At 72.9% G+C, this 23,618-nt stretch carries 17 protein-coding genes; 11 read left to right on the top strand and 6 right to left on the bottom strand.

Annotated features, from left to right (window positions below; genetic code table 11):
* The first annotated feature begins 212 nt into the window (after nt 1-212).
* A complete protein-coding gene (locus tag ABZ809_RS18855) occupies nt 213-1,019 on the top strand; it encodes an HAD-IB family hydrolase (RefSeq protein WP_357563798.1) in 807 nt (268 codons plus the stop codon).
* 36 nt (nt 1,020-1,055) lie between these two features.
* Here the strand turns inward: ABZ809_RS18855 and ABZ809_RS18850 are convergent, their stop codons facing one another.
* On the bottom strand, nt 1,056-1,802 hold the full coding sequence (locus ABZ809_RS18850; RefSeq protein ID WP_357563797.1) for an oxidoreductase: 747 nt from the start codon (nt 1,800-1,802) through the stop codon (nt 1,056-1,058).
* A 264-nt stretch (nt 1,803-2,066) separates the two neighbouring features.
* Here ABZ809_RS18850 and acs point away from each other — a divergent pair, with 264 nt between their 5' ends.
* The 4 genes from acs (at nt 2,067) to ABZ809_RS18830 (ending at nt 10,953) form a co-directional block, all read left to right on the top strand.
* The gene (acs, locus tag ABZ809_RS18845; protein ID WP_357563796.1) at nt 2,067-4,031 is read left to right on the top strand and encodes an acetate--CoA ligase; all 1,965 of its coding nucleotides are present in this window, start codon (nt 2,067-2,069) and stop codon (nt 4,029-4,031) included.
* 263 nt (nt 4,032-4,294) lie between these two features.
* On the top strand, nt 4,295-7,084 hold the full coding sequence (locus ABZ809_RS18840; RefSeq protein WP_357563795.1) for an immune inhibitor A domain-containing protein: 2,790 nt from the start codon (nt 4,295-4,297) through the stop codon (nt 7,082-7,084).
* A gap of 406 nt (nt 7,085-7,490) precedes the next feature.
* Entirely contained in the window at nt 7,491-9,887 is a 2,397-nt protein-coding gene (locus ABZ809_RS18835) for an immune inhibitor A domain-containing protein (RefSeq protein WP_357563913.1), read from the top strand.
* A 139-nt stretch (nt 9,888-10,026) separates the two neighbouring features.
* Nucleotides 10,027-10,953: an alpha/beta hydrolase gene (locus tag ABZ809_RS18830; RefSeq protein WP_357563794.1), complete on the top strand. Its 927-nt coding sequence runs from the start codon at nt 10,027-10,029 to the stop codon at nt 10,951-10,953.
* A gap of 1 nt (nt 10,954) precedes the next feature.
* Here ABZ809_RS18830 and ABZ809_RS18825 read toward each other — a convergent pair whose 3' ends face one another.
* Both ABZ809_RS18825 and ABZ809_RS18820 read right to left on the bottom strand, forming a co-directional pair.
* Nucleotides 10,955-11,320, bottom strand: coding sequence for a hypothetical protein (locus tag ABZ809_RS18825; protein ID WP_357563793.1), 366 nt, complete (start codon nt 11,318-11,320; stop codon nt 10,955-10,957).
* Nucleotides 11,317-13,989 carry an SseB family protein gene (locus ABZ809_RS18820; RefSeq protein ID WP_357563792.1) on the bottom strand — a complete coding sequence of 891 codons (2,673 nt, stop codon included), beginning with the start codon at nt 13,987-13,989 and terminating at the stop codon, nt 11,317-11,319. The genes ABZ809_RS18825 and ABZ809_RS18820 overlap by 4 nt, the downstream gene beginning before the upstream one ends.
* 152 nt (nt 13,990-14,141) lie before the next feature.
* On the opposite strand from ABZ809_RS18820, the gene mycP reads away from it, so the two are divergent.
* On the top strand, nt 14,142-15,422 hold the full coding sequence (mycP, locus tag ABZ809_RS18815) for a type VII secretion-associated serine protease mycosin (protein ID WP_357563791.1): 1,281 nt from the start codon (nt 14,142-14,144) through the stop codon (nt 15,420-15,422).
* A gap of 109 nt (nt 15,423-15,531) precedes the next feature.
* Here the strand turns inward: mycP and ABZ809_RS18810 are convergent, their stop codons facing one another.
* Together ABZ809_RS18810 and ABZ809_RS18805 are read right to left on the bottom strand one after the other, a co-directional pair.
* Nucleotides 15,532-15,825 (bottom strand): WXG100 family type VII secretion target, encoded by a 294-nt coding sequence (locus tag ABZ809_RS18810; protein WP_357563790.1) that lies wholly within the window; start codon nt 15,823-15,825, stop codon nt 15,532-15,534.
* Nucleotides 15,826-15,851: 26 nt separating this feature from the next.
* Nucleotides 15,852-16,172, bottom strand: a complete 321-nt coding sequence (locus tag ABZ809_RS18805; protein ID WP_357563789.1) for a WXG100 family type VII secretion target — start codon at nt 16,170-16,172, stop codon at nt 15,852-15,854.
* Nucleotides 16,173-16,565: 393 nt separating this feature from the next.
* On the opposite strand from ABZ809_RS18805, the gene eccE reads away from it, so the two are divergent.
* The 5 genes from eccE (at nt 16,566) to ABZ809_RS18780 (ending at nt 22,612) form a co-directional block, all read left to right on the top strand.
* Complete coding sequence (gene eccE, locus ABZ809_RS18800; RefSeq protein WP_357563912.1) at nt 16,566-18,332, top strand: type VII secretion protein EccE; 1,767 nt, start codon at nt 16,566-16,568, stop codon at nt 18,330-18,332.
* A gap of 73 nt (nt 18,333-18,405) precedes the next feature.
* Nucleotides 18,406-18,792: a phage holin family protein gene (locus ABZ809_RS18795; protein ID WP_357563788.1), complete on the top strand. Its 387-nt coding sequence runs from the start codon at nt 18,406-18,408 to the stop codon at nt 18,790-18,792.
* 81 nt (nt 18,793-18,873) lie between these two features.
* Nucleotides 18,874-19,374, top strand: coding sequence for a GNAT family N-acetyltransferase (locus ABZ809_RS18790; RefSeq protein WP_357563787.1), 501 nt, complete (start codon nt 18,874-18,876; stop codon nt 19,372-19,374).
* Entirely contained in the window at nt 19,371-20,309 is a 939-nt protein-coding gene (gene rarD, locus ABZ809_RS18785) for an EamA family transporter RarD (RefSeq protein ID WP_357563786.1), read from the top strand. The genes ABZ809_RS18790 and rarD overlap by 4 nt, the downstream gene beginning before the upstream one ends.
* 182 nt (nt 20,310-20,491) lie before the next feature.
* Nucleotides 20,492-22,612 carry a PhoX family phosphatase gene (locus ABZ809_RS18780; RefSeq protein WP_357563785.1) on the top strand — a complete coding sequence of 707 codons (2,121 nt, stop codon included), beginning with the start codon at nt 20,492-20,494 and terminating at the stop codon, nt 22,610-22,612.
* A 103-nt stretch (nt 22,613-22,715) separates the two neighbouring features.
* Here the strand turns inward: ABZ809_RS18780 and ABZ809_RS18775 are convergent, their stop codons facing one another.
* Nucleotides 22,716-23,498 (bottom strand): IclR family transcriptional regulator C-terminal domain-containing protein, encoded by a 783-nt coding sequence (locus tag ABZ809_RS18775; RefSeq protein WP_357563784.1) that lies wholly within the window; start codon nt 23,496-23,498, stop codon nt 22,716-22,718.
* Nucleotides 23,499-23,618 lie beyond the last annotated feature (120 nt).

Below are 23,618 nucleotides of genomic sequence, written 5' to 3'. Positions count from 1 at the left end.
CGAGATGTGAATACTCGTCGCACTGACAAGTCTGCCTGAGCGGACCTGTATACGTCGAGTGGTGCCGACTCCACTCCCCGCGAATTAATACCCGCAGAGTGTGACCACCGTCACGGTGAGCGAAGGCGGTGAGGGTGGGCCCGCAGGTCCGAGAGGGTCATCGGGCCCCGGGCACCCGCCGACCATAGACCATCCGGCTAGACTTTCGCGCCGTGGGCCGAAGTGCCGCTTTTTTCGATCTGGACAAGACCGTCATCGCCAAGTCGAGCGCTCTGGCGTTCGGTCGGCCGTTCTACCGGGACGGCCTGATCACCCGGCGTGACGTGGTCAAGTCGGCGTACGCGCAGCTGATGTTCCGGCTGGGCGGCACCGACGAGCAGACCATGGCCAGGACCAGGGACTACCTCGCCACGCTCTGCAAGGGCTGGCAGGTGGAACAGGTCCGCCAGATCGTGGCGGAGACACTGCACGAGCTGATCAATCCGTACGTGTACGCCGAGGCCGCCGCCCTGATCGAGGAACACCAGTCCGCGGGCCGGGACGTGGTCCTGGTCTCCGCCTCCGGCGAGGAGATGGTGCGACCGATCGGCGCGCTGCTCGGGGTGACGGACGTGATCGCCACGCGGATGGGCGTGGTGGACGGCCGCTACAGCGGCGAGGTCGAGTTCTACGCGGCCGGCCCGAGCAAGGTCGACGCGGTCGGCGAGCTGGCCACCGAGCGCGGCTACGACCTGGCCGACTCGTATGCCTACTCCGACTCGTACAGCGATCGGCCGTTGCTGGAGTGCGTCGGCCATCCCTCCGTCGTGAACCCGGACCGGCAGCTGCGCCGGCTCGCCGTCGAGAACTCCTGGCCGGTGCTGGAGTTCCGGCACCCGATCCCGCTGGGCCGGCGGCTGCGCGAACGCCCGGCCGTCCCGGTCGCCGCCGCCGCGCTCGGTGTCGGCGTGGGCGTGGCCATCGGCATCGCGTGGTACGGCCGTCACCGCCGTACCCGCACCGCCCCCACCCCGGCCTGACCAGCGCCGGCGGGCGGAGACGCGGGCCGGGAGGGCTCAGGAGGCCGCGAGGATCTCGTCGCCGATGGCGGTCAGCTGGGCGGCGGCGACCTCCACCGCCGCCATGTAGTGCCGCAGCCAGGATCGCAGCCCGTCCGGGGTGCCGGTGGCGAACGCGCCGGCCGAGCCGACGTACTCCGGCTCCCGCTCGTGGTGGCCGACGTCGACGGCCAACAGGCCGCGCGGGTCGAGCCCGCTGGAGAGCAGCACCAGCCGCGCGGCGCCCCGGGCCACCACCCCGGAGGGCCCGGCGAAGGGGCGCAGGTTCAGCAGCTCGCCGTGTACGACGGCGGCCAGCACCAGCGGGGAGACCTGCGTGCCGCCAGCGACGAGCCCGGCCAGGCCGTCCAGCCGGGCGGCGACGACCGGGTCCGCCACCGGCCGGCCCAGCTCGGCCTCCGTGACGACGTCGCGGGCGGCGAGCACGTGCAGCCTGGCCAGCGCCTGGCGGGGCGCCTTCGGCCACAGCTCGGACAGCCCCGGCAGCGCCCCGGCGACCCGCAGCGCACCCTGGACCACCGGTTCGGTCACGGTCCCGGCGCGGACCGCCTCGCGCTCGTACGCATGCCCCTCCAGTGCGGCGCTGGCCACCGCGGACCGGAGGCTGACCTCGGCCGCGACCTGCCCCCCGTGCCGGCGCAGCGCGCGGTGCCCCAGCGCCTGGTCGAACCGCTCGCGGGCCCGCTCGACGGCGGGGGCGATGTCGGCGAGCGCGAGCAGCGGGGCGAGCGGGTCAGCGGTCACCCCGTCACGCTATCGACTGCCCGGCGCGACCCGCCGACGAGCCGGCCGGAAGCGACCGCTGCCACCCGCGTTCAGGTTAGGAAGGGGCCCTTCCTCGACAGAATCCGTTAACAGGGTGCCCTTCCTTACCTCAGGAACGCCGTCCGGCGCGTCGCGGGGGCCGCTCGGCGCGCGTCGACCGGGTCTTGTCGCCCGGGCCCGGCACCCCGACTAACCTCGTGGCCAAGAGAGACGTAGTTCACCTGAACGACGAGGGAGCACGGCATGAGCGAGGCATTGGCCAATCTGCTGAACGAGACGCGCCAGTTCCCCCCGCCGGCAGAACTCGCCGAGAACGCCAACGTCACCGCAGACGCGTACGCGGAGGCCGGCGCCGACCGGCTGGCGTTCTGGGAGCGGCAGGCCGGCCGGCTGACCTGGGCGAGGCAGTGGGACCAGGTGCTCGACTGGTCGAAGCCGCCGTTCGCGAAGTGGTTCGTCGGCGGGCAGCTCAACGTGGCCTACAACTGCCTGGACCGGCACGTCGAGGCCGGCCTCGGTGACAAGGTCGCCATCCACTGGGAGGGCGAGCCGGGCGACACCCGCACCATCACCTACGCCGACCTGCACCGGCTGACCTGTCAGGCCGCGAACGCGCTCACCGACCTGGGCGTCACCGCCGGCGACCGGGTGGCGATCTACCTGCCGATGGTCCCGGAGGCGGCGGTCGCGATGCTGGCCTGCGCCCGGATCGGCGCCACGCACAGCGTGGTCTTCGGTGGCTTCTCCGCAGACGCGCTGACCAACCGGATCCAGGACGCCAGCGCGAAGGTGGTGATCACCGCCGACGGCGGGTACCGCCGGGGCAAGCCGTCGGCGCTGAAGCCCACCGTGGACGAGGCGGTGGCGAACTGCCCCTCGGTCGAGCACGTGCTGGTGGTCCGGCGCACCGGCGAGGAGGTCGCCTGGTCGGCCAAGGACCACTGGTGGCACGAGACGGTGGAGACCGCCGCGGCCGAGCACGACGCGCAGCCGTTCGACGCCGAGCACCCGTTGTTCATCCTCTACACCAGCGGCACCACGGCCCGCCCGAAGGGCATCCTGCACACCACCGGCGGCTACCTGACCCAGACGTCGTACACGACGCACGCCGTGTTCGACCTGAAGCCGGAGACCGACGTCTACTGGTGCACCGCCGACATCGGCTGGGTGACCGGGCACTCCTACATCGTCTACGGCCCGCTCTCCAACGGCGCCACCCAGGTGATGTACGAGGGCACCCCGGACACCCCGCACAAGGGCCGGTTCTGGGAGGTCGTCGACAAGTACAAGGTCACCATCCTCTACACCGCCCCGACCCTCATCCGCACCATGATGAAGTGGGGCGAGGACATCCCCGCCGGCTACGACCTGTCCTCGCTGCGGCTGCTCGGCAGCGTGGGCGAGCCGATCAACCCCGAGGCGTGGATCTGGTACCGGCAGCACGTCGGCCGGGGTGAGCTGCCCATCGTCGACACCTGGTGGCAGACCGAGACCGGGTCGATCATGATCTCGCCGCTGCCGGGCGTGACGGCGACCAAGCCCGGCTCCGCGATGACGCCGCTGCCCGGGATCGTCGCCGACGTGGTGGACGACCAGGGCCAGTCGGTGCCGAACGGCGGCGGTGGCTACCTGGTGCTGCGCGAGCCGTGGCCGTCGATGCTGCGCACCATCTGGGGCGACGACAACCGGTTCATCGAGACGTACTGGTCGCGGTTCGAGGGCATGTACTTCGCCGGGGACGGCGCGAAGAAGGACGACGACGGGCACATCTGGCTGCTCGGCCGCGTCGACGACGTGATGCTGGTGTCCGGGCACAACATCTCCACCACCGAGGTGGAGTCGGCGCTGGTCTCCCACCCGTCGGTGGCCGAGGCGGCGGTGGTCGGTGCGACGGACCCGACCACCGGGCAGGCCATCGTCGCGTTCGCCATCCCGCGGGGCACCACGGACACCGCCGGTGAGGCCGGCGAGAAGCTCATCGCCGAGTTGCGCAACCACGTGGCGAAGACCCTCGGCCCGATCGCCAAGCCGCGGCAGATCATGCTGGTGCCGGAGCTGCCGAAGACCCGCTCGGGCAAGATCATGCGTCGGCTGTTGCGGGACGTCGCGGAGAACCGCTCGCTCGGCGACGTCACCACGCTCCAGGACTCGTCCGTGATGGACCTGATCTCGTCCGGCATGAGCGGCGGCAAGTCCGACGAGGACTGACGGCAGGCGTACGCAGCGAGGGTGGCGGTCCGCACGGGCCGCCACCCTCGCTGTTTCTTACGGGTGTACGGCGGTCCGGCGACGTGCTGTCACATCGGTCGGTCGGGTGAGCCGGGTGAAGCTGAACGGACACAGGGGCACCTCGGCCCTGTCGTTCGCCTTCTTTCTGATTTAAATTCACGCAGGTCGGGCCGGTTCGATGGATGTGACATCGATGGTGCGCGCCCGGCCCCCGCCTCTCCAAGCCCGAGAAACGGAGCGGAATGAACAGAAATCCGCAGTCCGGGAAGCGCCGACGCCTACTCGTCGCGCTGCCCGCCATCGCCCTCGCCGCCGCGGCACTGACCGTGCCCGGCGGCGCGGTGGCGGCCGAGCCCGGCCCCGCCCGCGCCAAGATCGGGGCGGACGAGTACTACATCAACTACGCCGAGCCCGCCGTCCAGCCGGACAGCACCGGCCGCGAGGTCAAGGGCAAGAACGGCGTCTTCGCCCCGGCGGTCGAGGAGGCCCGCGCCTACGACCGGAAGTTCGCCCGCGGCAACCCGGTCACGGCCGAGCGGCTCGCCAAGGACGAGGCCAAGGCGATCAAGACGGGCAAGAGCCCGCGGCAGATCAAGAAGGCCCCGGCCACCCAGACCGCCAAGCTGCTGACCCTGCTGGTGGAGTTCAACGACCAGGCCAACGACGACTTCACCGGCGTCATGGTCCCCAAGACGGTTTTCGAGGACCGGAGCTGTGTCCCCGGCACCGTCCAGAACGGCCCGCTGCACAACAACATCCCGAACCCGGCGAACCTGCCCCACGAGGACAACAACTCGATGTGGGTGCCGGACTTCTCCCCCACGCACTTCGACAAGATGCTCTACAGCAAGACGGGCCTCACCGAGCGGGTCCGTCCGGACCTGACCGGGCCGGACGGCAAGCCGGGCGTCAGCCTGGCCGGCCGCACGATGCACAACATGTACCTGGAGATGTCGAAGGGCGCGTACACGGTCGACGGCCAGGCCAGCCCGTGGATCAAGGTGCCGCACTCCGAGGGCTGGTACGCCGCCTCGCGCTGCTTCCAGGACGAGACCGGCGCCTGGGTCCCCGGCCGCCAGCAGTCGATGAACGGTCACCCGGACAACCCGCAGGGCGCGGGCCGGCTGGCCACCGACGCGATCGCCACCCTCGCGCAGTCGGACCCGGACTTCCCGTGGGCCGACTACGACATCGAGGACCAGGCCGACCGCGACGGTGACGGCAACCTCTTCGAGCCGGACGGCGTGATCGACCACCTGGTGCTGGTGCACGCCGGCCAGGGCAAGTCCCGTGGCGGCGGCGCCGAGGGCACGTACGCCATCTGGGCGCACTCGTCGTCGATCGCCGGCGGCTACACCATCCCCGGCACCGACCTCCAGGTCTCGAACTACATCGTGCAGCCGGAGGACGCGGGCGTCGGTGTCTTCGCCCACGAGTTCGGCCACGACCTGGGTCTGCCGGACCTCTACGACACCTCCGGCAACGCCGACTCGGACGTCGACTTCTGGGACCTGATGGCCTCGGGCTCGCACTCCGGTGAGATCTTCCAGGCGCTGCCGACGCACATGGGCCTGTGGGACAAGTGGGTGCTCGGCTGGGCCGACCCGCTGACCCTCGCGCCCGGCTCCGACCCGCGTTCCGTGCAGCTCGGCCAGACGTCCCGGACGCCGCGTGGCACCCAGGACGGCATCAAGATCGACCTGCCGAACAAGGTGATCACCCTGGCCACGCCGCACAGCGGCGCGAACATGTGGTACTCCGGCGCCGACCAGGAGTGGGCGGACGTCAAGCTCGCCCGCCAGGTGGCCGTTCCGGCGGCGGCCGACGCGAAGTTCTGGATGTGGAACAACTACGTCATCGAGGCCGACTGGGACTACGGCTTCGTCGAGGTCTCCACCAACGGCGGCACCACGTGGACCGAGCAGAAGGTCTACGACGAGGCCGGCAACCTGGTCACCACCAACGACGGCTACGCCGACCCGAACGGCCGGATGGTGGACTTCGGCAACAAGAAGTACGGCCTCACCGGTGACACGCACGGCTGGCGGCACGACTACGTCGACCTGTCGGCGTACGCCGGGCAGACCGTGCAGCTCCGCCTCCGCTACGCCACGGACGAGGCGTTCGCGGAGCGCGGCTGGTTCGCCGACGACTTCTCGGTGACCGGCGGCGGCGCCACCACGTGGAGCGACGACGTCGAGGGCGGCGTCAAGGACTGGACGGCGACCGGCGGCACCTTCGTCGACACCACCGGCGCGGGCTGGGGCATCAACAGCGGCACCTCCAACCAGGCGCACTACTACCTGGCGGAGTGGCGCAACTTCGACGGCTTCGACAAGGGCCTGAAGTACGGCTACGACACGGTGTACTCGCGCGACGCGTGGAAGGTCGACCGGGTCTCCTACAACGCCCCGGGCATGCTCGTCTGGTACCGGGACACCGCGCTGGGCGACGTCAACCACACCACGGCGCAGCTCACCTCCCTGCCCAGCTACGGGGCCAAGGGCGGTCTGCTGATCGTCGACTCGCACTTCGACCCGTACCGCCGCCAGGGCGAGGCGGCCGTCAAGGACCCGTCGGTGCTGGACAACCTGCCCAGCCGCCCGCAGTCCGCGAACGCGGCCTTCTCGCTCAAGCCCACGTACCCCTTCACGGAGTGCCTGGAGGCGGCCGACGAGCCGTACAGCGAGTACTGCACCAACTTCGCCGCCCAGCCGGCGGTGCCGACCTTCACGGACGCGAAGGGCTGGTACCCGGGCATCGAGATCCGCAACGGCTCGGCGTACGCCCGGGACAGCGACGCCTCGGTGGTCATCCCGTCTAAGGGCAACGCGCCGTACACGACCCGGGTCACCAACCCGGACGGTACGCCGGCGCCGTCCTACTACGGGGTCAGCCTCGGCAGCGGCATCGTGCTGGGCACCGGTAACCCGGGCGACCAGGGCGTGTCCTACGGCGTCACGATCACCATCAAGCGCACCGCGAAGGACAACTCGTACGCCACGGTGTACGTCACCCCCGCACGGAACTGACCCCAGGGTCGGCTGACGCGGGACACCCGGCGGGGCCCGTCCGGAGCACACTGCTCCGGGCGGGCCCCGCCTCGCTTCGAGGTGTCCCGGTCACGCTCCATCGACAACCGTGGAACGCCGGGCGGTGGCCGGTTTTCGCGTACGCGACCAGTCCTGCCGAAAACCGTCTCTTCCCTACTTAACGGCCATCGTCCGCGCTGCTCACGACGGTTGACGTCCGGCCGGAATGTGACGCGGACAAGCATTCCCAACAAGACTTTGCAACAAATCGACGCATGCGTCTTCCCACCGGTCACACGAGTGTCTATGTTCACCATTGGTCCCCCTAGTGGGACTCGTCTCGCCGGCCCGTACCCCCGTTGGGCCGGTTCCCTAAAACCGGAGGTACCACGTGCGCAAAGTCGCAGTGGGTCTGCTCGGGCTTTCGCTGACGGCGACGGGACTGGCGTTCAGCACGACCGCCAGCGCCGCGCCCCAGCTGAAGTTGCCGACGGCCGCTCCGTCGGCCGCCGAGCCAGCCCATGTCGACCACGACCTGCCGAACCCGATGGAGGAGAAGCGCCGCGCCCTGCGCCAGAAGGGCCTGAGCGACGTCCTTTCCGGCCGGTCCAAGCCGCAGAAGGTCAACGGCAGCACGGTCGTCAAGGTCGGCAAGAGCCAGGCCGAGGGGGCCAGCGCCCGCTCGACCCGGGCCAACGCCGCCACGCAGACCGAGGACCAGTACGTCGAGCTCTCCCGGGAGAAGACCGACCAGATCTTCGTCATCCTGGCCGAGTTCGGCAACGATCGGCACCCGAGCTACCCGGACCAGGACACCAACCCGAACACCGCGGGCCCGACCCGGTTCGACGGGCCGCTGCACAACGAGATCCCGCAGCCCAACCGGGCGGTGGACAACTCCACGGTGTGGCAGGCGGACTACAACGCCGACTACTACCGCAAGCTCTACTTCGGCACCAACCCCGGTGACGAGTCGGTGAAGCAGTACTACGAGGCGCAGTCCTCGGGTCGCTACAGCGTCGACGGCGTCGTCACCGACTGGGTGAAGGTCCAGTACAACGAGGCCCGCTACGGCCGCTCCGGCGGCTACCCGTGCGCCTCGAACGTCTGCACCAACACCTGGGCGCTGGTCCGCGACGCCGCCAACCAGTGGGTCGCCAGCCAGAAGGCCAAGGGCCAGACCGACGCCCAGATCGCCGCCGACCTGCAGGCGATGGACCAGTGGGACCGGTACGACCACGACGGCGACGGCAACTTCAACGAGCCCGACGGCTACATCGACCACTTCCAGATCGTCCACTCCGGTGGCGACGAGGCCGACGGTGACCCGTACCAGGGCGAGGACGCCATCTGGAGCCACCGCTGGTACGCCTACGCGTCCGACCAGGGCTCGACCGGCCCGGTGGGCAACCCGCTCGGCGGCACCCAGATCGGCAACACCGGCCTCTGGATCGGTGACTACACCATCCAGCCCGAGAACGGTGGCCGGAGCGTCTTCTACCACGAGTACGGCCACGACCTCGGTCTGCCGGACGACTACAACGTCACCAGTGGTGGGGACAACAACAACGAGCACTGGACCCTGATGGCCCAGAGCCGGCTCGGCGCCAAGGAGGACGCCGGCATCGGCGACCGCGGTGGTGACCTCGGCGCGTGGAACAAGCTCCAGCTCGGCTGGCTCGACTACGAGGTGGTCGTCGCGGGGCAGAAGCGCACCATGACCCTCGGCCCGCAGGAGTACAACACCGCCGAGGCGCAGGCCGTCGTCGTGGTGCTCCCGCAGCGCGACTACACGTTCGACCACGGCGCGCCGTTCGAGGGCAGCAAGCAGTTCTTCTCCGGCAACCAGGACGACCTGAACAGCTCGATGACCCGGGCCCTGGACCTCACCGGGAAGTCGTCGGCGGCGCTGTCGCTGAAGGGCCGTTACAGCATCGAGGCCGACTACGACTACCTGTTCTTCGAGGTGTCGCTGGACGGCGGCCAGAGCTGGAGCACCCTGCCCGGCACGGCCAACGGCCAGCCGCTCAAGGAGATCTCGGCCGGCCGGTACGCGCTGGACGGCAGCAGCAACGGCCAGTGGGTCGACATCAACGTCCCGCTGGACGTGGCGGCGGGCAAGGCCGCGCAGTTCCGGCTGCGCTACCAGACCGACGGTGGTGTCTCCGAGGGCGGCTTCTACGGTGACGCGCTCACCGTGACCGCCGACGGCCAGACCGTCGTCTCCGAGGGTGCCGAGTCCGGCGCCGCCGGCTGGACGCTCGCCGGTGGTTTCGAGATCGCCGAGGCGAGCTACACCAAGGCGTACGACAACTACTACATCGCGGGCACCCGGCAGTACATCTCGTACGACAAGTACCTGAAGACCGGCCCGTACTTCTTCGGCTACTCGAACACCCGCCCGGACTACGTGGACCACTACGCGTACCAGGAGGGTCTGCTGATCTCCTACTGGAACACCCGCTGGGCGGACAACGACACGTTCGCGCACCCGGGTGAGGGTCGCAACCTGATCATCGACGCGCACCCGCGGCCGATCTACAACCTGACCGGCCAGCCGTGGCGGGCCCGCGTCCAGGTCTACGACGCGCCGTTCAGCCTGAAGAAGGCCGACTCGTTCACGCTGCACCTCAACAGCCAGCCGCAGTACATCCGTGGCCAGGCCGCGCAGCCGCTGTTCGACGACACCCAGCAGTACTGGTTCCCGGAGCTGCCGAACCACGGCGTCAAGCTCCCGGCCACCGGCACCAAGATCAAGGTTCTGGAGAAGAACGGCCTCAACACCAAGATCCGCATCTCCTGATCACCTGATCCGCACCACCCGTACCACGCGATGCCCGGGCAGGTCACCTGCCCGGGCATCGCCCGTTCCGCGGGCGGTCCCGGCCACCCGTGGGATCGGCCGCGGAGCCGGCCGGCGCCGGGGTCCTAGGCTGTCTGCCATGACCGAGCAGCGCGGCGAGGCCGTCGACGAGTCCTGCGTCCTCACCGAGGGGCCGTGGACGCACCGGTTCGTCGGCGCCAACGGCAGCCGCTTCCACGTCGTCGAGGCCGGCGCCGGGCCGATGGTGCTCTTCCTGCACGGCTTCCCCGAGCACTGGTGGGCCTGGCACGAGATGCTGCCGGCGGTCGCCGACGCCGGCTTCCGCGCCGTCGCGGTCGACCTGCGCGGCTACGGCGCCAGCGACAAGCCGCCCCGGGGGTACGACGGCTACACGCTGGCCGCCGACGTCGCCGGGCTGATCCGGGCCCTCGGCGAGCGGTCCGCGACCGTCGTGGGCACCGGCGTCGGCGGCATGATCGCGTGGACGGCGGCGTCGTTCCACCCGTCGCTGGTCCGCCGGCTGGTGGTGCTCGGCGCACCCCACCCGCTCCGGCTCCGGGCCGCCATCTTCGCCGACCCGCGCGGGCAGTTCGCCGCCGCCACCCCCACGCTGAAGTTCCAGCTACCCCGCTACGAGCACGTGCTGACCCGCGACGACGCGGTGACGGGGATGCTGCGCCGCTGGGGCGGGCCGCGCTGGGTCGACGGGCCCGGCTTCGAGGCGTACGCGAGGCGGTGCCAGGAGGCCATGCGGATCCCGCAGGCGGCGTTCTGCGCGCTGGAGGGCTACCGCTGGGCGTTCCGTTCGGTGCTCCGCCTGCACGGCTACCGGTTCGTCCGGCTGATGCAGAAGCCCCTGGTCACGCCGACCCTCCAGCTGCACGGCGCGCTCGACGAGGCCTCCCTGCCACGTACCGCCCAGGGCTCCGGCCGGTACGTGGTCGCGCCGTACGAGTGGCGGCTCCTGGACGGCGTCGGGCACTTCCCGCACGTGGAGGCCGGCGACGTGGTGCTGGGCGAGATCCTGCGCTGGGCGAAGTCCTGACTCAGACCCGCTGCTCGCGCAGGTCGGCGACCTCGGCGGCGGGCGCCCAGCCCTGGTAGACGCCGAAGTCGAAGACCTCCAGCCCCATCGCCCGGGCGACCGGCCAGCGCCCGCCGGTGTACTCCACCCGCAGCCAGCCGTCGTGCTCGCCGAGCACGATGAACGGCTGCCCCTGCCAGGTGCAGGTGGTCCGCACGTACGCCAGGTCCTCGATCTCGCTGGCCGGCAGTACGCGGACGTACCGGCCGGGGCGGACCTCCTCGAAGCCCTCGCCCGGCTCCGGCCGGTAGAGCCGGACGTCGTCGCCGTCCGGGCTCGCCTGGTATTCCCGGCCCCGCCAGCGGGCCATGTAGCCGTCGCGGGTCACTGCTCACCGACCTGTCGCCACCGCAGCGCGTCCGTGTCGAGGATCGCGACGACCCGCTCGGTGCCGTCCGCGCCGATCCGCCACAGCTGCGCGCCGTGCGGCAGCCGGGCGCTGTCCACCTTGAACTCCGCCACCACGTCGCTGCTCTCGCCGGGGGCGAAGCCGTTGCCCCGGAAGGGCGGACGCTCGATGACCCAGCCCTCCATGGCCCGCATGGCGGCCTCGTTCTGCCCGCCGTACGGGATCCGGTAGAGGCTGGGCCGGTGTGCCGGCCAGCGCAGCACGTAGATCTCCTCGGCGTCGCGGGCGAAGGGCGAGTCGGGGTAGCCCAGGCCGAGCGCCTCGTGCAGCTGCGCCGGGGTGTTCAGGTGGGCCAGCTCGCCGGCCCGGTGCACGAAGCCGGAGACCCGGTCGTAGCCCCGCTCCAGGTAGTACGCGAGCTGGCTGGCGGCGACCGCCTTCTGCATCACGATCGGGCGCGCCGGATCGGGGGCGGGCGGGGCGTAGCGGGGGCGGCTGACCGGTTCCTCGGCGGCGGGCGGCTCGGTCTCGGCCCCGACGTCGTCGCCGAGCCCCACCTCGGCCGCCCAGTTGGCCAGGCCGACGATCTGCTCACCGGGCAGCTTCGCCCCGACGGGGGTGCCCGGGTTGACCGCGAACGACCAGGACTCCTCCGGCCAGCGGCGGATCAACTGGACGAACCTGACCTCGATCGTCTCGACCGCCACGTCGGTGTGGTCGGCGAGTCGCTCCGGCGAGGTGTACACCACCACGAAGGTCTCGCCGTCCAGCTCCTCCGTACGCCAGACGAAGCCGGGATCGCCTGGTCCGCTGCCCGGCCCCGAGCCGGCCGCCACGGGCAGCAGCACACGGGCCAGCAGCAGGGTGGACAGGAACGTGTCGGTGCTGCCGGCACCGGCGGCGTCGAGCAGGTTCTCCTCGACCTCGTTGGCCGGCCGGAAGTCGGCCGGCGCGGGACCGGCGAGCGGCGGCGCGTCCTCGGCGGCGGGCTCGGTCAGGGCCACCGGCTCGTCGACGGGAAGGACCGGCTCGTCAGGAAGGGTCGCCGGCGCGTCGGCTGAGAAGGGGGCCGGCGCGTCGACCGGCAGGGTCGCCGGCTCCTGCGGCGGCGGGCCGTGCGGCGCGGGCGGCGCGGGCGCGGCGGCGGGCGGACCGGGGGTCACCGACTCCCGCCGCCGTCGGACCGGCTCGAACAGCGAGACGGTCTCCTCGGCGGCGGCCTCGCGCTCGGCGGCGCTCGGTCCGGTGACGTCCCGCGATTCGACGATGGTGCCCTCGATGACGATCGGCGTGAAGCCACGCCGGGGGGCGGGCGGCGCGGACACCGGCTCCGCGGCCGACGACGGCGGCTCCGCCACCGGATCCGGCCCGCCGGGTTCGGGGACGGGCCGTCGGCGCGGCAGGGGCTGGGTGGCCTCCTCGGCCGGTTCCGGTGGGCGCCCGGCGTGCCCCGGGGGCCGCCCGGGGCTCGGGGCAGGGGCCCGGAGGTCCCGGGTGACGTCCTCGGCGGCGGTGGCGGGCCGGTGCGGCGGCAGCACCTGGGTGGCCTCCGCGCCCGGCACCGCGAAGGCCCGGGTCGGTTCCCCGTCGGTCGAGGCGATCCGGATGGGGCGGGTCGTCTCCTCCGGTGCCGGAGCCGGCATCGGCACCGGCTCCGTGAGCGGCCGACGGCGGGGAAACGGCTGACTGCCGGGCGCGATGCGGGGCGGCGGTGTCGCCCGTTCGCCGGAGCGCAACGCCTCCTGCCGGTGGGCCGCCGCACGGCCGGACGCCGGCTCGAAGAAGGACCGGTTCTGCCGGTCCGGGGCCTCTCCGGCGGGGCGGCCGTTTGTCGACGGCGTGGGCTGGGTGTCGGGCGGCGGCAGGCCCCTCGGCCGCTCGGTGAGCGGCGCCGGGCGGGGCGGGGCAACCCGGTCGGCCGCCGCCGGGGTGTCGAGCCGGGTGGGCCCGCCGGCCGCCGGGTCGCCGTGCCACAGGTCGGGGTGGCCCGCCGGCCCGCCGGGTCGGGCGGGAGCGTGGCCGGCGCTCGACGCGGCCGTGCGGTCGAGCCAGGGCGTGCCGGTGGTCGGGGCGGCGCCGGTGGTCGGCGTGCCGGTGGCCGGGGCGCCGCCGGTGGTCGGCGTGCCGGTGGCCGGGGCGCCGCCGGTGGTCGGCCTGTTGCCGGGCCCGCCCGGTGCCTCGTTGCCGGCCGCGTTGGCCCGTGCCCGCGCGGCCGTCTCCACCCGTTCCAGCCGCGCCCGTGCCCCCATGGTGCGGCCGGGCAGCCGGACGTCGCCGCGGGCGAGTTGGGCGACGAACCAGGCCGGCAGGTAGCCCTCGACGGGCAGGCCCGGGTTCACCGCCAGCCACCACTCGTGATCGGGCCAGCCGTCGGCCAGGTCGGCGAAGGCGGTGCGCCGGACTCCGCCGCCGTTCTCCCCGAGGCAGGCGCGCAGGGCCGCGCCGGAGGTGAACGCCAGCACGTGGGTCCGGCCTCCGGTGGTCCAGGTGCCCCAGCCCACCGGCGCCCGCCCGCCGTGCGCCTCGGCGGCGACCGGCAGCAGCAGCTCCGTGCGGGCCAGGACCCGGAAGTAGAGCTGTTGGTCGTTGGCGCGCAGGGCGTCCCGCATCGCCGCTTCGGCCTCGGTGGCCGGCGCCCACTCGGTCACGGCCACCCCTCCTCCCGCGCACAGGCCATAGGTATCGCGTACAACCTACAAGGTAGAAGCAAGATCACAATCGCTGGCCGGCGGCGGTGCGCCGGGTTCCGCCGGAGGCGCTAACATCCCGTTCCGGAGCCGACACGATACGGAGGCGGTCGATGTCCCCGTCCCTCGCGCGCCCGCTCCTGGCCGCTCTGACGACCGCGTTGCTGACCGTCGCTCCGGCCGCCCAGGCATCCGCCGGCAGCCCGGCCGGCGCCGCACCCGGGCCGGTTCCGGCCGGGCGGTTCGCGCCCGTCCCGACCGCCGCCCGGGCGGCCCCCGGCTGCGCCGCGCCTCTCGCCCCGGTCCGGCCGGTGTCCGCGCTCCCGTGGCCGCAGCAGCGGTACGCGCCGGAGCGGCTGGCGCCGCTCGCCACCGGTGCCGGGGTGACGGTCGCGGTGGTCGACTCCGGCGTGGACCGGCGACACCCGCAGTTGACCGGCCGGGTCCTCGACGGCACCGACCTGCTCGACGCGGGCGGCGACGGCAGCCGGGACTGCGCCGGCCACGGCACCGGTGTGGCGAGCCTCATCGCCGCCGCGCCCCGTGCCGGGGTCGCGTTCCACGGGCTGGCCCCGGGCGCCCGCATCCTGCCGGTACGCGTCAGCGAGCAGCAGGTGGTCGAGGGGCGGGAGTCGGGGCGTACGGTCAGCGCCGAGGACTTCGCCCGGGCGATCCGCTGGGCGGTCGACCACGACGCCGACGTGCTCAACCTCTCCGTCGTGCTGTACGCGGACAACCCCGCGGTGCGGGCCGCGATCGGCTACGCGGTCGACCGGGACGTGGTCGTGGTGGCTGCCGCCGGCAACCTGCACGACGCGGGAGACCCCCTGCCCTACCCCGCCGCGTACGACGGGGTGCTCGGGGTCGGCGCGATCGGGGTGGACGGGATCCGTGCGCCGTTCTCCCAGACCGGCGCGTACGTGGACCTGGTCGCCCCCGGCAGCGACGTGCTGATGGCCGCCCCCGGCCAGGGTCACCTCCGGGCGGAGGGGACCAGCTACGCGGCGCCCTTCGTGGCGGCCACGGCGGCGCTGCTGCGGCAGTACCGGCCGGAGCTGACCGCGGCGCAGGTGACGCGGCGGATCGTGGCGACCGCCGATCCGGCCCCGGGCGACGGCCAGGGTGGCGGGTACGGCGCGGGTGTGCTGAACCCGTACCGGGCGGTCACCGAGACCGGCGGCGGGGTCCTGGAACGGTCACGCCCGGCGACCGCGCTGGCCGACGACCGGGCCGATCCGGCGCTGGTGGCGCAGCAGGCCCGGCGGGCGACGGCCCGTGACCGGGCGCTGCTGGTGGCGGGGGCCAGCGGGGCGGCGGTGGCTCTGGCGGCGTTGCTCGCGCTGGTCGTGCCGCGCGGGGCACGCCGTCGCTGGGAGCCGGCTGGCCCCGCCTGACCGGCCGGCTCGCCGTCCTGCCGGGATCCCGCCGGCCGGGTGGCCCGGTTGCCGGGAGCCCGCCGGCCGGGTGGCGTCGACCGGTCACGGTCGGCGCCACCGGCGGGAGTCACTGGAACAGGCCGACGTTCTTCTTCTCCGTGTCGAGGTAGTCGGCCGCGGAGTCGTCCACCGCGAGCTTGATGTCGCGCAGCATGGCCTGGAGGTCCTGCGAGGCGGAGCGCCAGCGGGCCTGGCGCTGCTCGTAGGCCTGGCGGGACTCGCCCGACCAGCTCGCCACGAGCGGGGCGGCGTCGCGTTCGAGCTGCCCGAGTTGCGAGTCGAGCGCGTTCAGCGCCTTCTGGATGTCCGCGCTCGCCTGCTGGAGTGCGGCGAAGTTGACGACCAGTACACCGTGATCCATCGGATGTCTCCTCCCCCGAGACCGGGTCAGAGCGGCAGCTGGATGCCGCCGCGGTTGGTGGTGGACACCCGGCTGGCTGCCTCGGCGTCCGAGACGTCGTATTGCCGACCGGCCGTGCGGATGCCGCCGGCGGTCTCCCGCAGCGCGCGCTGCAACGCCGCCTGATCCTGTGCCCACTGCTGCTTGACCTGCTCGAACGAGCGCCCACCGGCGCCGCGCCAGGCCTGCTGCAACACCTCCAACTCGGCCATCAGACTGCTCAGCATGGACTGCAGGGACTGGTCGACCTGCTCGAACTTCGCGGCGGTCTGCTGCATCACCGCTGCTTCCGCCTGGGTCTGGGACACCCGGGACGTCACCTCGTCTCCTCGATCGTGGCTGGCCGTCGGTGCGCCCGCCCACCGGGCGCGCCGCTCGCGCCGCCCGGACGCCGAGCGCGTCGGGCGCGGGGTCAGCAAAACTCGTCGCTGACGGTAGCGGTCCGGTCGCGGTTCTGCTACCCCGCCGCTCTCCCCTGTGGACGACCGCGGCACCCCGCCCCGCACGCTCGCCGCTTACGATGGGCGGCGTCGGTGTCGCAGCGAGTGATCGGTCGAGGAGGCGCGGTGACGGTGACCACCAGCCCGGGCCCGCGCCGACCGCTCCCGGGCCACGATCCCGGCCCGCCCACCTCGGCGCCCGTGCCGGTCCCGCCGGCTCCGGCGGGTCCCACGCCGGGCCCGCCGGCGCCCCGGGCCGCCCTGCCGCCACAGTGGATCCCGGTCGCCCGGCCGGGTGGAGTCGGCGTCCTTGCCGGCCAGGTCGTCGCCACCCAACTGGCGGTCGCCGCCGTGGTCGCGGCCCTGGACGAAGGCGTGCTGGCGATGCTGGCGGCCGTGGGGGTGGCCGCGCTGCTACTGCCCGTGGCGTGGGTGCGGCTGCGGGGGCGCTGGCTGTTCGAGTGGCTGGTCACCGGGCTGGGTTACGCGAGCCGGCGCCGCGCCCTGGCCCCGGCCGCCGGGCCGGCGGCCCTGCTGGACCTGGTCGGCCCGGGCGCGGTCGTCCGCCCCGCAGAGCTGGCCGGCACGTCGGCCGCCGTGCTGGACGACGCCTCGGGCATGGTGTCCGTCCTGGAGATCAGTGACCCGGCCGATCTGCTCGGCGACGCTCCCCGTCCACTGCCGCTACCGGCGTCGCTGCTGCCGGCCGCCGCGCCGGACGGCCCCCCGGTCCGGCTCCAGCTCCTGCTGACCGGCTCGCCGGCGCCGACCGTCGGCGCGGGGGGCGGCACCGTCGCCACCTCCTACCGTCAGCTCACCGACGGCCGGCTCGCCGGCCGGGACCGGGCGGTGCTCGCCGTCCGGGTGCTCCGGGTCGAGGGGTGGACCGGGGATGAGCTGCGGCGGGCACTCTCCGGCACGGTGCGCCGGATCGTGCGCCGGATCGGGCCGGCGACCGCCCGCCCGCTCGGCGAGCACGCGACGCTGCGGGTGCTGGCGGAGCTGGCCCACCACGACGCCCATCCCGTGCAGGAGTCCTGGCAGGCGGTCCGCGCGGGGGACCTGCTCCAGACCACCTTCCGGCTGCGCCGCTGGCCCGACGCGGGTGCCGACGCCGGCCGGCGGCTGGTGTCCCGGCTGCTCGCACTGCCCGCGACCGCGACCACGGTGTCGCTCTGCGCCGGGCCGTGGGCCGGCGCCGACCCCGCGTCGGTGCCGACCGGGCTGACCGTACGGCTGGCTGCCGCCACCGCGACGGAGCTGTCGATCGCGGCGCAGGCGCTGCGCCGGCTGCTGGCCGAGGCGGGCGGTGAGGTACGCCGGCTCGACGGCGAGCAGCTCGACGGGCTGGCCGGGACGCTGCCGATCGCGGCGGTGAGCGCGGCGGGACCGGGCCCGACGCCCGCCGGCCTGGAGCTGACCGTCGGCGAGGCGGGGCTGATGGTCGGCAGGAACCGGCACGGTGGCGCCGTGACCGTCCGGCTGTTCCGGCCGGAGAGCACCCGGGTGATGCTCGTCGGTGGGGTACGCGCGGCACAGCTCGTCACGCTGCGGGCCATGGCGCTCGGCGCCCGGGTGGTGGTCCAGACCGCCCGCCCGCGCGGCTGGGAACCGTTCGTCCGGGGCGTGGGCACCCCCGGGGCGATGATTCCGATGGTCCCGCCCGGCCGGCCGGTGGGCGAGCCGGGCTCGCCGCTGCGCCCGCTCCTGGTGGTGGTCGACGCCGGTCCGACACCCGCCGATCCGGAACCGGGCTCCCCGTGGCAGACCACGCTGCTGGTCCGCGACGAGCTGACCCCCGCCGACGCCGACGCGTTGGGCCGGGCCGACCTGGCCGTGCTGCAACCGCTCGCCCCTGCCGAGGCCGCCGTGGCCGGCGCCGCGCTGGGCCTCGGCGGTTCGGCGGAGTGGTTGACCCGGATCCGGGACGACATGGTCGCGGTGGTCAACCGCCGGGCGCTGCGCTGGGCGCTGCTCTCCCCCACTCCGATCGAGTCGCAGCTGATCGGCCGCCCCGCCCGGCGCTGAGCCGCCGGACGACGAGGGGTTCGAGGTCCTTCGCGGGTTCCGTGCGTGGCGCGTCCGTGGCACGATCCCCGCCATGGGTTTCCTCAAGGGGCTGCTGATCCGACTGGGCAGCACGGCGCTGGCCTTCTGGCTGGCCACGCTGCTCATCCCGGGCATCACGCTGGATTCGGCGTCCGCCGTCGAGGCGGTCACCACGCTGATCCTCGTCTCGGTGATCTTCGGTGTGGTCAACGCGGTGCTCCAGCCGATCATCAAGACCGTCGGCTGCGGCTTCTACCTGCTGACCCTCGGGCTGATCGCGCTGGTGGTCAACGGGCTGCTCTTCCTGCTCACGAGCTGGATCGCCGACCAGGCCGGGCTGCCCTTCCACGTCGAGAGCTTCTGGCCGGAGGCGGTGCTCGGCGCGCTCTTCGTCGGCATCGTCACCTGGATCCTGGGCGCCGTGCTCGACCGGGACTGACGCGATCCGCCCTCCGGTCGGCTGACCAGAGGGCGGGAATTGGCCGGCGCGGGGCCCGGGGGGCCGGGCTAGCGTCACGGCATGTTCACCCTGACTCGCGACGACGGCTACCTGATCAGCACCGACCCGGCCCGGATCGAGCTGGACCTGGCGCACCACTGGCTCTCCACCGACGCGTACTGGGCGATCGGGCGGGACCGGGAGACGGTGGCGCGGGCCTTCGCCGGGTCGGTGCCGTTCGGCGTCTACCGCCCCGGCGACGGCCGGCAGGTCGCGGTCGCCCGGGCGGTCACCGACGGGGCCACCTTCGCCTGGCTCTGCGACGTCTACGTCGACCCCGCCGAGCGGGGCCGGGGGCTGGGCACCTGGCTGGCCGGCACGGTCCGCGACCACCTCGCCACCCTGGGCGTACGCCGGATCCTGCTGGCCACCGAGGACGCCCACGGGGTGTACGCGAAGGCCGGCTTCGACCCGCTGGCCGATCCGCACCGCTGGATGCAGCTCGACCAGCGGAACACGCCGGTGAGCCAGGTCACCGGCAAGGATCCGATCGGCCGTTCGCCCCTTACGGTGGAGGCGTGACGCCACTCCGCCTCGGCTACGTCTACAGCATCACCGCGTACCTCATCTGGGGCTTCTTTCCGGTCTACCTGAAGCTGATGCGCCCGGCCGGGCCGGTGGAGATCCTGGCCCACCGGATCGTGTGGTCGGTGGCCTTCGTCGCCCTGCTGCTGGCCGCGATGCGCAACATCGGGTTCCTGCGGACGCTGCTGCGCCGGCCCCGCGCGCTGGCCGGCATCGGTGTCGCCGCCGCGCTGATCGCCGTCAACTGGGGCACCTACATCTACGGCGTCACCACCGACCGGGTGGTGGAGACCGCCCTCGGCTACTTCATCAACCCGCTGGTGGTGGTGCTGCTGGGCGTCACCGTGCTGCGCGAGCGGCTGCGCCCGGCACAGTGGGTGGCGCTCGGCATCGGCGGGCTGGCCGTGGCCGTGCTGACCGTCGACTACGGGCGGCTGCCCTACCTGGCACTGACCCTGGGCCTCACCTTCGCCGGGTACGGCCTGGTCAAGAAGCGGCTCGGGCTGCCCGCCGCGGAGGGGCTCTTCGTCGAGTCGGCGGTGCTGGCGCTGCCCGCCCTGGCGTACCTGGTCTGGCTCGGCGCCGACGGCGGGGCCACGTTCGGGCAGGTGTCGATCGGGCACACCGCGCTGCTGGTCTCGGCCGGGGCGGCGACCGCGATCCCGCTGCTGCTCTTCGCCGGGGCGGCGAACCGGCTCCCGCTCACCACCCTCGGGATGGTCCAGTACCTGGCCCCGATCCTCCAGCTCGGCTGCGGCGTGCTGATCTTCCACGAGCCGATGCCCCCCGCCCGCGTGGCCGGCTTCGCCCTGGTCTGGCTGGCCCTGATCGTCTTCACCGTCGACGCCCTCCGCCACACCCGCAACTCCCGCCGCGCCACCGCCGCCCTCCCTCGCGATCTTGCACTTCCTGCCCAGGCAAAAGGGGTTTAGCTCGCATTTCGCGGGCCACAAGCGCAAGGTCGACGAGGGTGGCCAGGCCGCGTGGGCAGGGGGTGTTCACGTCTGGTTCACGCCGTCGCCGACGCCCGCTCATCACACCCTCCTAGCGTCCGGCGGGTACGCACGCCAGCGGCTGGTCCGGCGTGCACCAACCCCTCCAGGAGGCTCCTTCCATGAGCGACCGTCCCCGGCTGCTTCCGTTGCTGGGCGCCACCCGCCACGGCAGCCGCGACGCGATGACCTGTCTCTACCGGTGCGGCAACGCGTGTGACCACCCGGTCCCCAACACCTCCGACAACGCGTACTTCGGGGACGTGGTGGACGCGCAGGTGTCCCGGCGCGGCGTGGTCCGTGCCGGCGCGGTCGGCGCGCTGGTCCTCGGCTTCGGCGGCGCGGCGGCCAACGCGGCGCCCGCCGCGGCCGCCCCCGCCACCCCCACCCCCACCGTCCCCGAGGCCGTCGGCTTCGGCCGCCCCTCCGGCGGCATCGGCAGCGGCGCGCTGACCTTCAAGCCGGTTCCCCCGAACACCCTGGACACCTTCGTCGTGCCCAACGGGTACGACCATGCGGTCGTCATCCGCTGGGGCGACCCGGTCGTCCCGGGCGCTCCCGAGTTCGACGTGCACGCCCAGTCCTCCGCCGCGCAGGCCCGGCAGTTCGGCTACAACAACGACTTCGTCGGGGTGCTCCCGCTCGACGGGCGCGGCCAGCGGGCGCTGCTCGTGGTCAACCACGAGTACACCAACGAGGACCTGATGTTCCCCGGCTTCACGAGCCAGGACGCGCTGACCGTCGAGCAGCTCCGGATCGCGATGGCCGCGCACGGCCTGTCCGTGGTGGAGCTGGAGCGGGTCGACGGCACCGGGCAGTGGCGGCCGGTCACCAGGGGCCGGCGGCCGTACAACCGGCGGATCACCGCGCTGGCCACGCAGTTCGAGCTGACCGGGCCGGCCGCCGGCTCGGTCCACCTGCGCACCGCCGCCGACCCGAAGGGCCGCACGGTGGTCGGCACCCTCAACAACTGCGCCGGCGGGGTGACCCCGTGGGGCACGGTCCTCTCCGGCGAGGAGAACTTCAACCAGTACTTCGTCGGCGGCGACGGCGCGCCGGAGGCCGACAAGGCCCGGCTGGCCCGGTACGGCATCAACACCACCGCCCGCCACCCGAGCGGCAGCCGCAAGTGGGAGCGCGCCGACGAGCGGTTCGACCTGGCCAAGCACCCGAACGAGGCCAACCGGCACGGCTGGATCGTGGAGATCGACCCGTTCGACCCGGAGAGCCGCCCGCGCAAGCACACCGCGCTGGGCCGGTTCAAGCACGAGGGCGCGAACGTCATCGTCGCGAAGAACGGGCACGTGGTCGCGTACTCGGGCGACGACGAGCGGTTCGACTACCTCTACAAGTTCGTCTCCGACAAGAAGTTCATGAAGGGCAACTCCTGGGTCGCCCGCCGGCACAACCTGACCCTGCTGGAGTCGGGCACCCTCTACGTGGCGCAGCTCGACCAGACCAGCGCCGACGAGATCGACGGGTCCGGCAAGCTCCCCTCCGACGGGGCGTTCAACGGCCGGGGCCGGTGGATCAAGCTGGTCAGCGGCAACCGCTCGTACGTCGACGGGATGACCGCCGCCGACGTGCTCACCTTCACCCGGCTCGCCGGCGACAAGGTCGGGGCCACCAAGATGGACCGCCCGGAGGACGTCGAGCCGAGCCTGCTCACCGGCAAGGTGTACGTGGCACTGACCAACAACACCGACCGGGGCAAGGCCGGCAAGCCGGCCGCCGACGAGGCCAACCCGCGCAACCTCAACAAGCACGGCCAGGTGCTGGAGCTGGTCGAGGACCGGGGCGACAACGCCGCCGAGACCTTCGCCTGGTCGCTGCCGATCGTCGCCGGCGACCCGGCCGACCCGTCGACCTTCTTCGCCGGGTACGACAAGTCGAAGGTCTCCCCGATCTCCTGCCCGGACAACGTGGCGTTCGACGCCACCGGGAACCTCTGGATCTCCACCGACGGCAACGCGCTGGGCAGCAACGACGGCCTCTTCGCCACCGCCGTCGAGGGGCCGGAGCGGGGCCACCTCAAGCAGTTCCTGACGGTGCCGTTGGGCGCCGAGGCGTGCGGCCCGTTCATCACCGGGGACAACCGCTCGGTCTTCGTGGCGGTGCAGCACCCGGGTGAGATCAGCGGGGCGTCGGTCGAGAAGCCCGCCTCGAACTGGCCGGACGGCGACTACGCCAAGCCGGGCGTGGTGGTCACCTGGCGGCTCGACGGCGGCCCGATCGGTAGCTGACTCCTCCTCGGGCGGTCCGGCGCTGGACCGCCGCCGAGGGCCCTCTCCCAGCCGGGGAGAGGGCCCTCGGCCGTTCCGGGCCCGCCGCCCGGCATCGGTCGGGTCAGCTGTCGGTGGCCAGACCGTCGGCGATCGCCCGGGCGGCCGTCAGCAGCTTCGCCCGGACCACCCGCGCGGAGGTCATCATCTCGCCGGCCGGCAGCGCGCAGGCCAGCACCACCCGACGCTCCATGTCCTTGTCCGGGCTGACCAGCACCGCGGCGCAGGCCACGCCCTGCCGGAACTGCCCCAGCTCCAGCTGCATGCCCCGGCGGTCCCCGGCGGCCAGGTCGACCTCGAACGCCTCGGGACTGGTCAGGGTGGCGGAGGTGAACGGACGCATGCCGTACTCGCGCAGGTAGCGGAAGCGCTGATCGGCCGTCAGCGTGGCCAGCAGCGCCTTGCCGAGGGCGGTCGCGTGGGCGCCCTCGTCGAACCCGGGCACCAGGTCCTCCAGGTACGGCGAACGGGGCCCCTCGGCCAGGGCCGTGAGCGCCACCTGGCCGCCCACGAACCGGCCGAGGTAGTGGCTGTAGCCCGTGTCCATGGCGGCCCGGCGCAGGCTCTCCCCGACCACCGGCGGCCCACGGAACGCCGTGACCAGCTCGCGGTAGCGGTCGGCCACCTCCAAGCCCACGATGTAGGTGCCGTCCTCGCGTCTGATCACGTAGCCCTCGTAGGCGAGGGTGCGGACCAGGTGGTAGGTCGTCGCCACGGTCAGCTCACAGCGCCGGGCGATCTGCTTGACGGTCAGCCCTTTCGGGGCGCGACCGACCGACTCGAGCACTCGTAGCGCGCGGGACACGCTCCGGATGAGATCCGAAGGTTCCGCCAGGGGGTCGCGCACAACCACCTCCGCCGCCGGGGACTTACACCATATGAAAAACAGGCCGGGTGCGAAATGCCTGTTCGGGTGGAGGATGCCAGATCTTCACCCACAGCGCGTGCCAGCGACAGGCACAATGCG

This window comes from Micromonospora sp. NPDC047074 (genome assembly GCF_040643815.1).
GTDB lineage: Bacteria > Actinomycetota > Actinomycetes > Mycobacteriales > Micromonosporaceae > Micromonospora.
Note: the sequence above shows the minus strand (reverse complement) of the source record. Positions and strands in the feature narration are given on the sequence as shown.

What these genes read in the sequence shown, in the direction of transcription:
- acs (WP_357563796.1), top strand. Translation starts at nt 2,067, where the DNA reads ATGAGCGAGGCATTGGCCAATCTGCTGAACGAGACGCGCCAGTTCCCC.
- ABZ809_RS18840 (WP_357563795.1), top strand. Translation starts at nt 4,295, where the DNA reads ATGAACAGAAATCCGCAGTCCGGGAAGCGCCGACGCCTACTCGTCGCG.
- ABZ809_RS18830 (WP_357563794.1), top strand. Translation starts at nt 10,027, where the DNA reads ATGACCGAGCAGCGCGGCGAGGCCGTCGACGAGTCCTGCGTCCTCACC.
- mycP (WP_357563791.1), top strand. Translation starts at nt 14,142, where the DNA reads ATGTCCCCGTCCCTCGCGCGCCCGCTCCTGGCCGCTCTGACGACCGCG.
- ABZ809_RS18810 (WP_357563790.1), bottom strand. Translation starts at nt 15,825, where the DNA reads ATGGATCACGGTGTACTGGTCGTCAACTTCGCCGCACTCCAGCAGGCG.
- ABZ809_RS18795 (WP_357563788.1), top strand. Translation starts at nt 18,406, where the DNA reads ATGGGTTTCCTCAAGGGGCTGCTGATCCGACTGGGCAGCACGGCGCTG.
- ABZ809_RS18790 (WP_357563787.1), top strand. Translation starts at nt 18,874, where the DNA reads ATGTTCACCCTGACTCGCGACGACGGCTACCTGATCAGCACCGACCCG.
- ABZ809_RS18780 (WP_357563785.1), top strand. Translation starts at nt 20,492, where the DNA reads ATGAGCGACCGTCCCCGGCTGCTTCCGTTGCTGGGCGCCACCCGCCAC.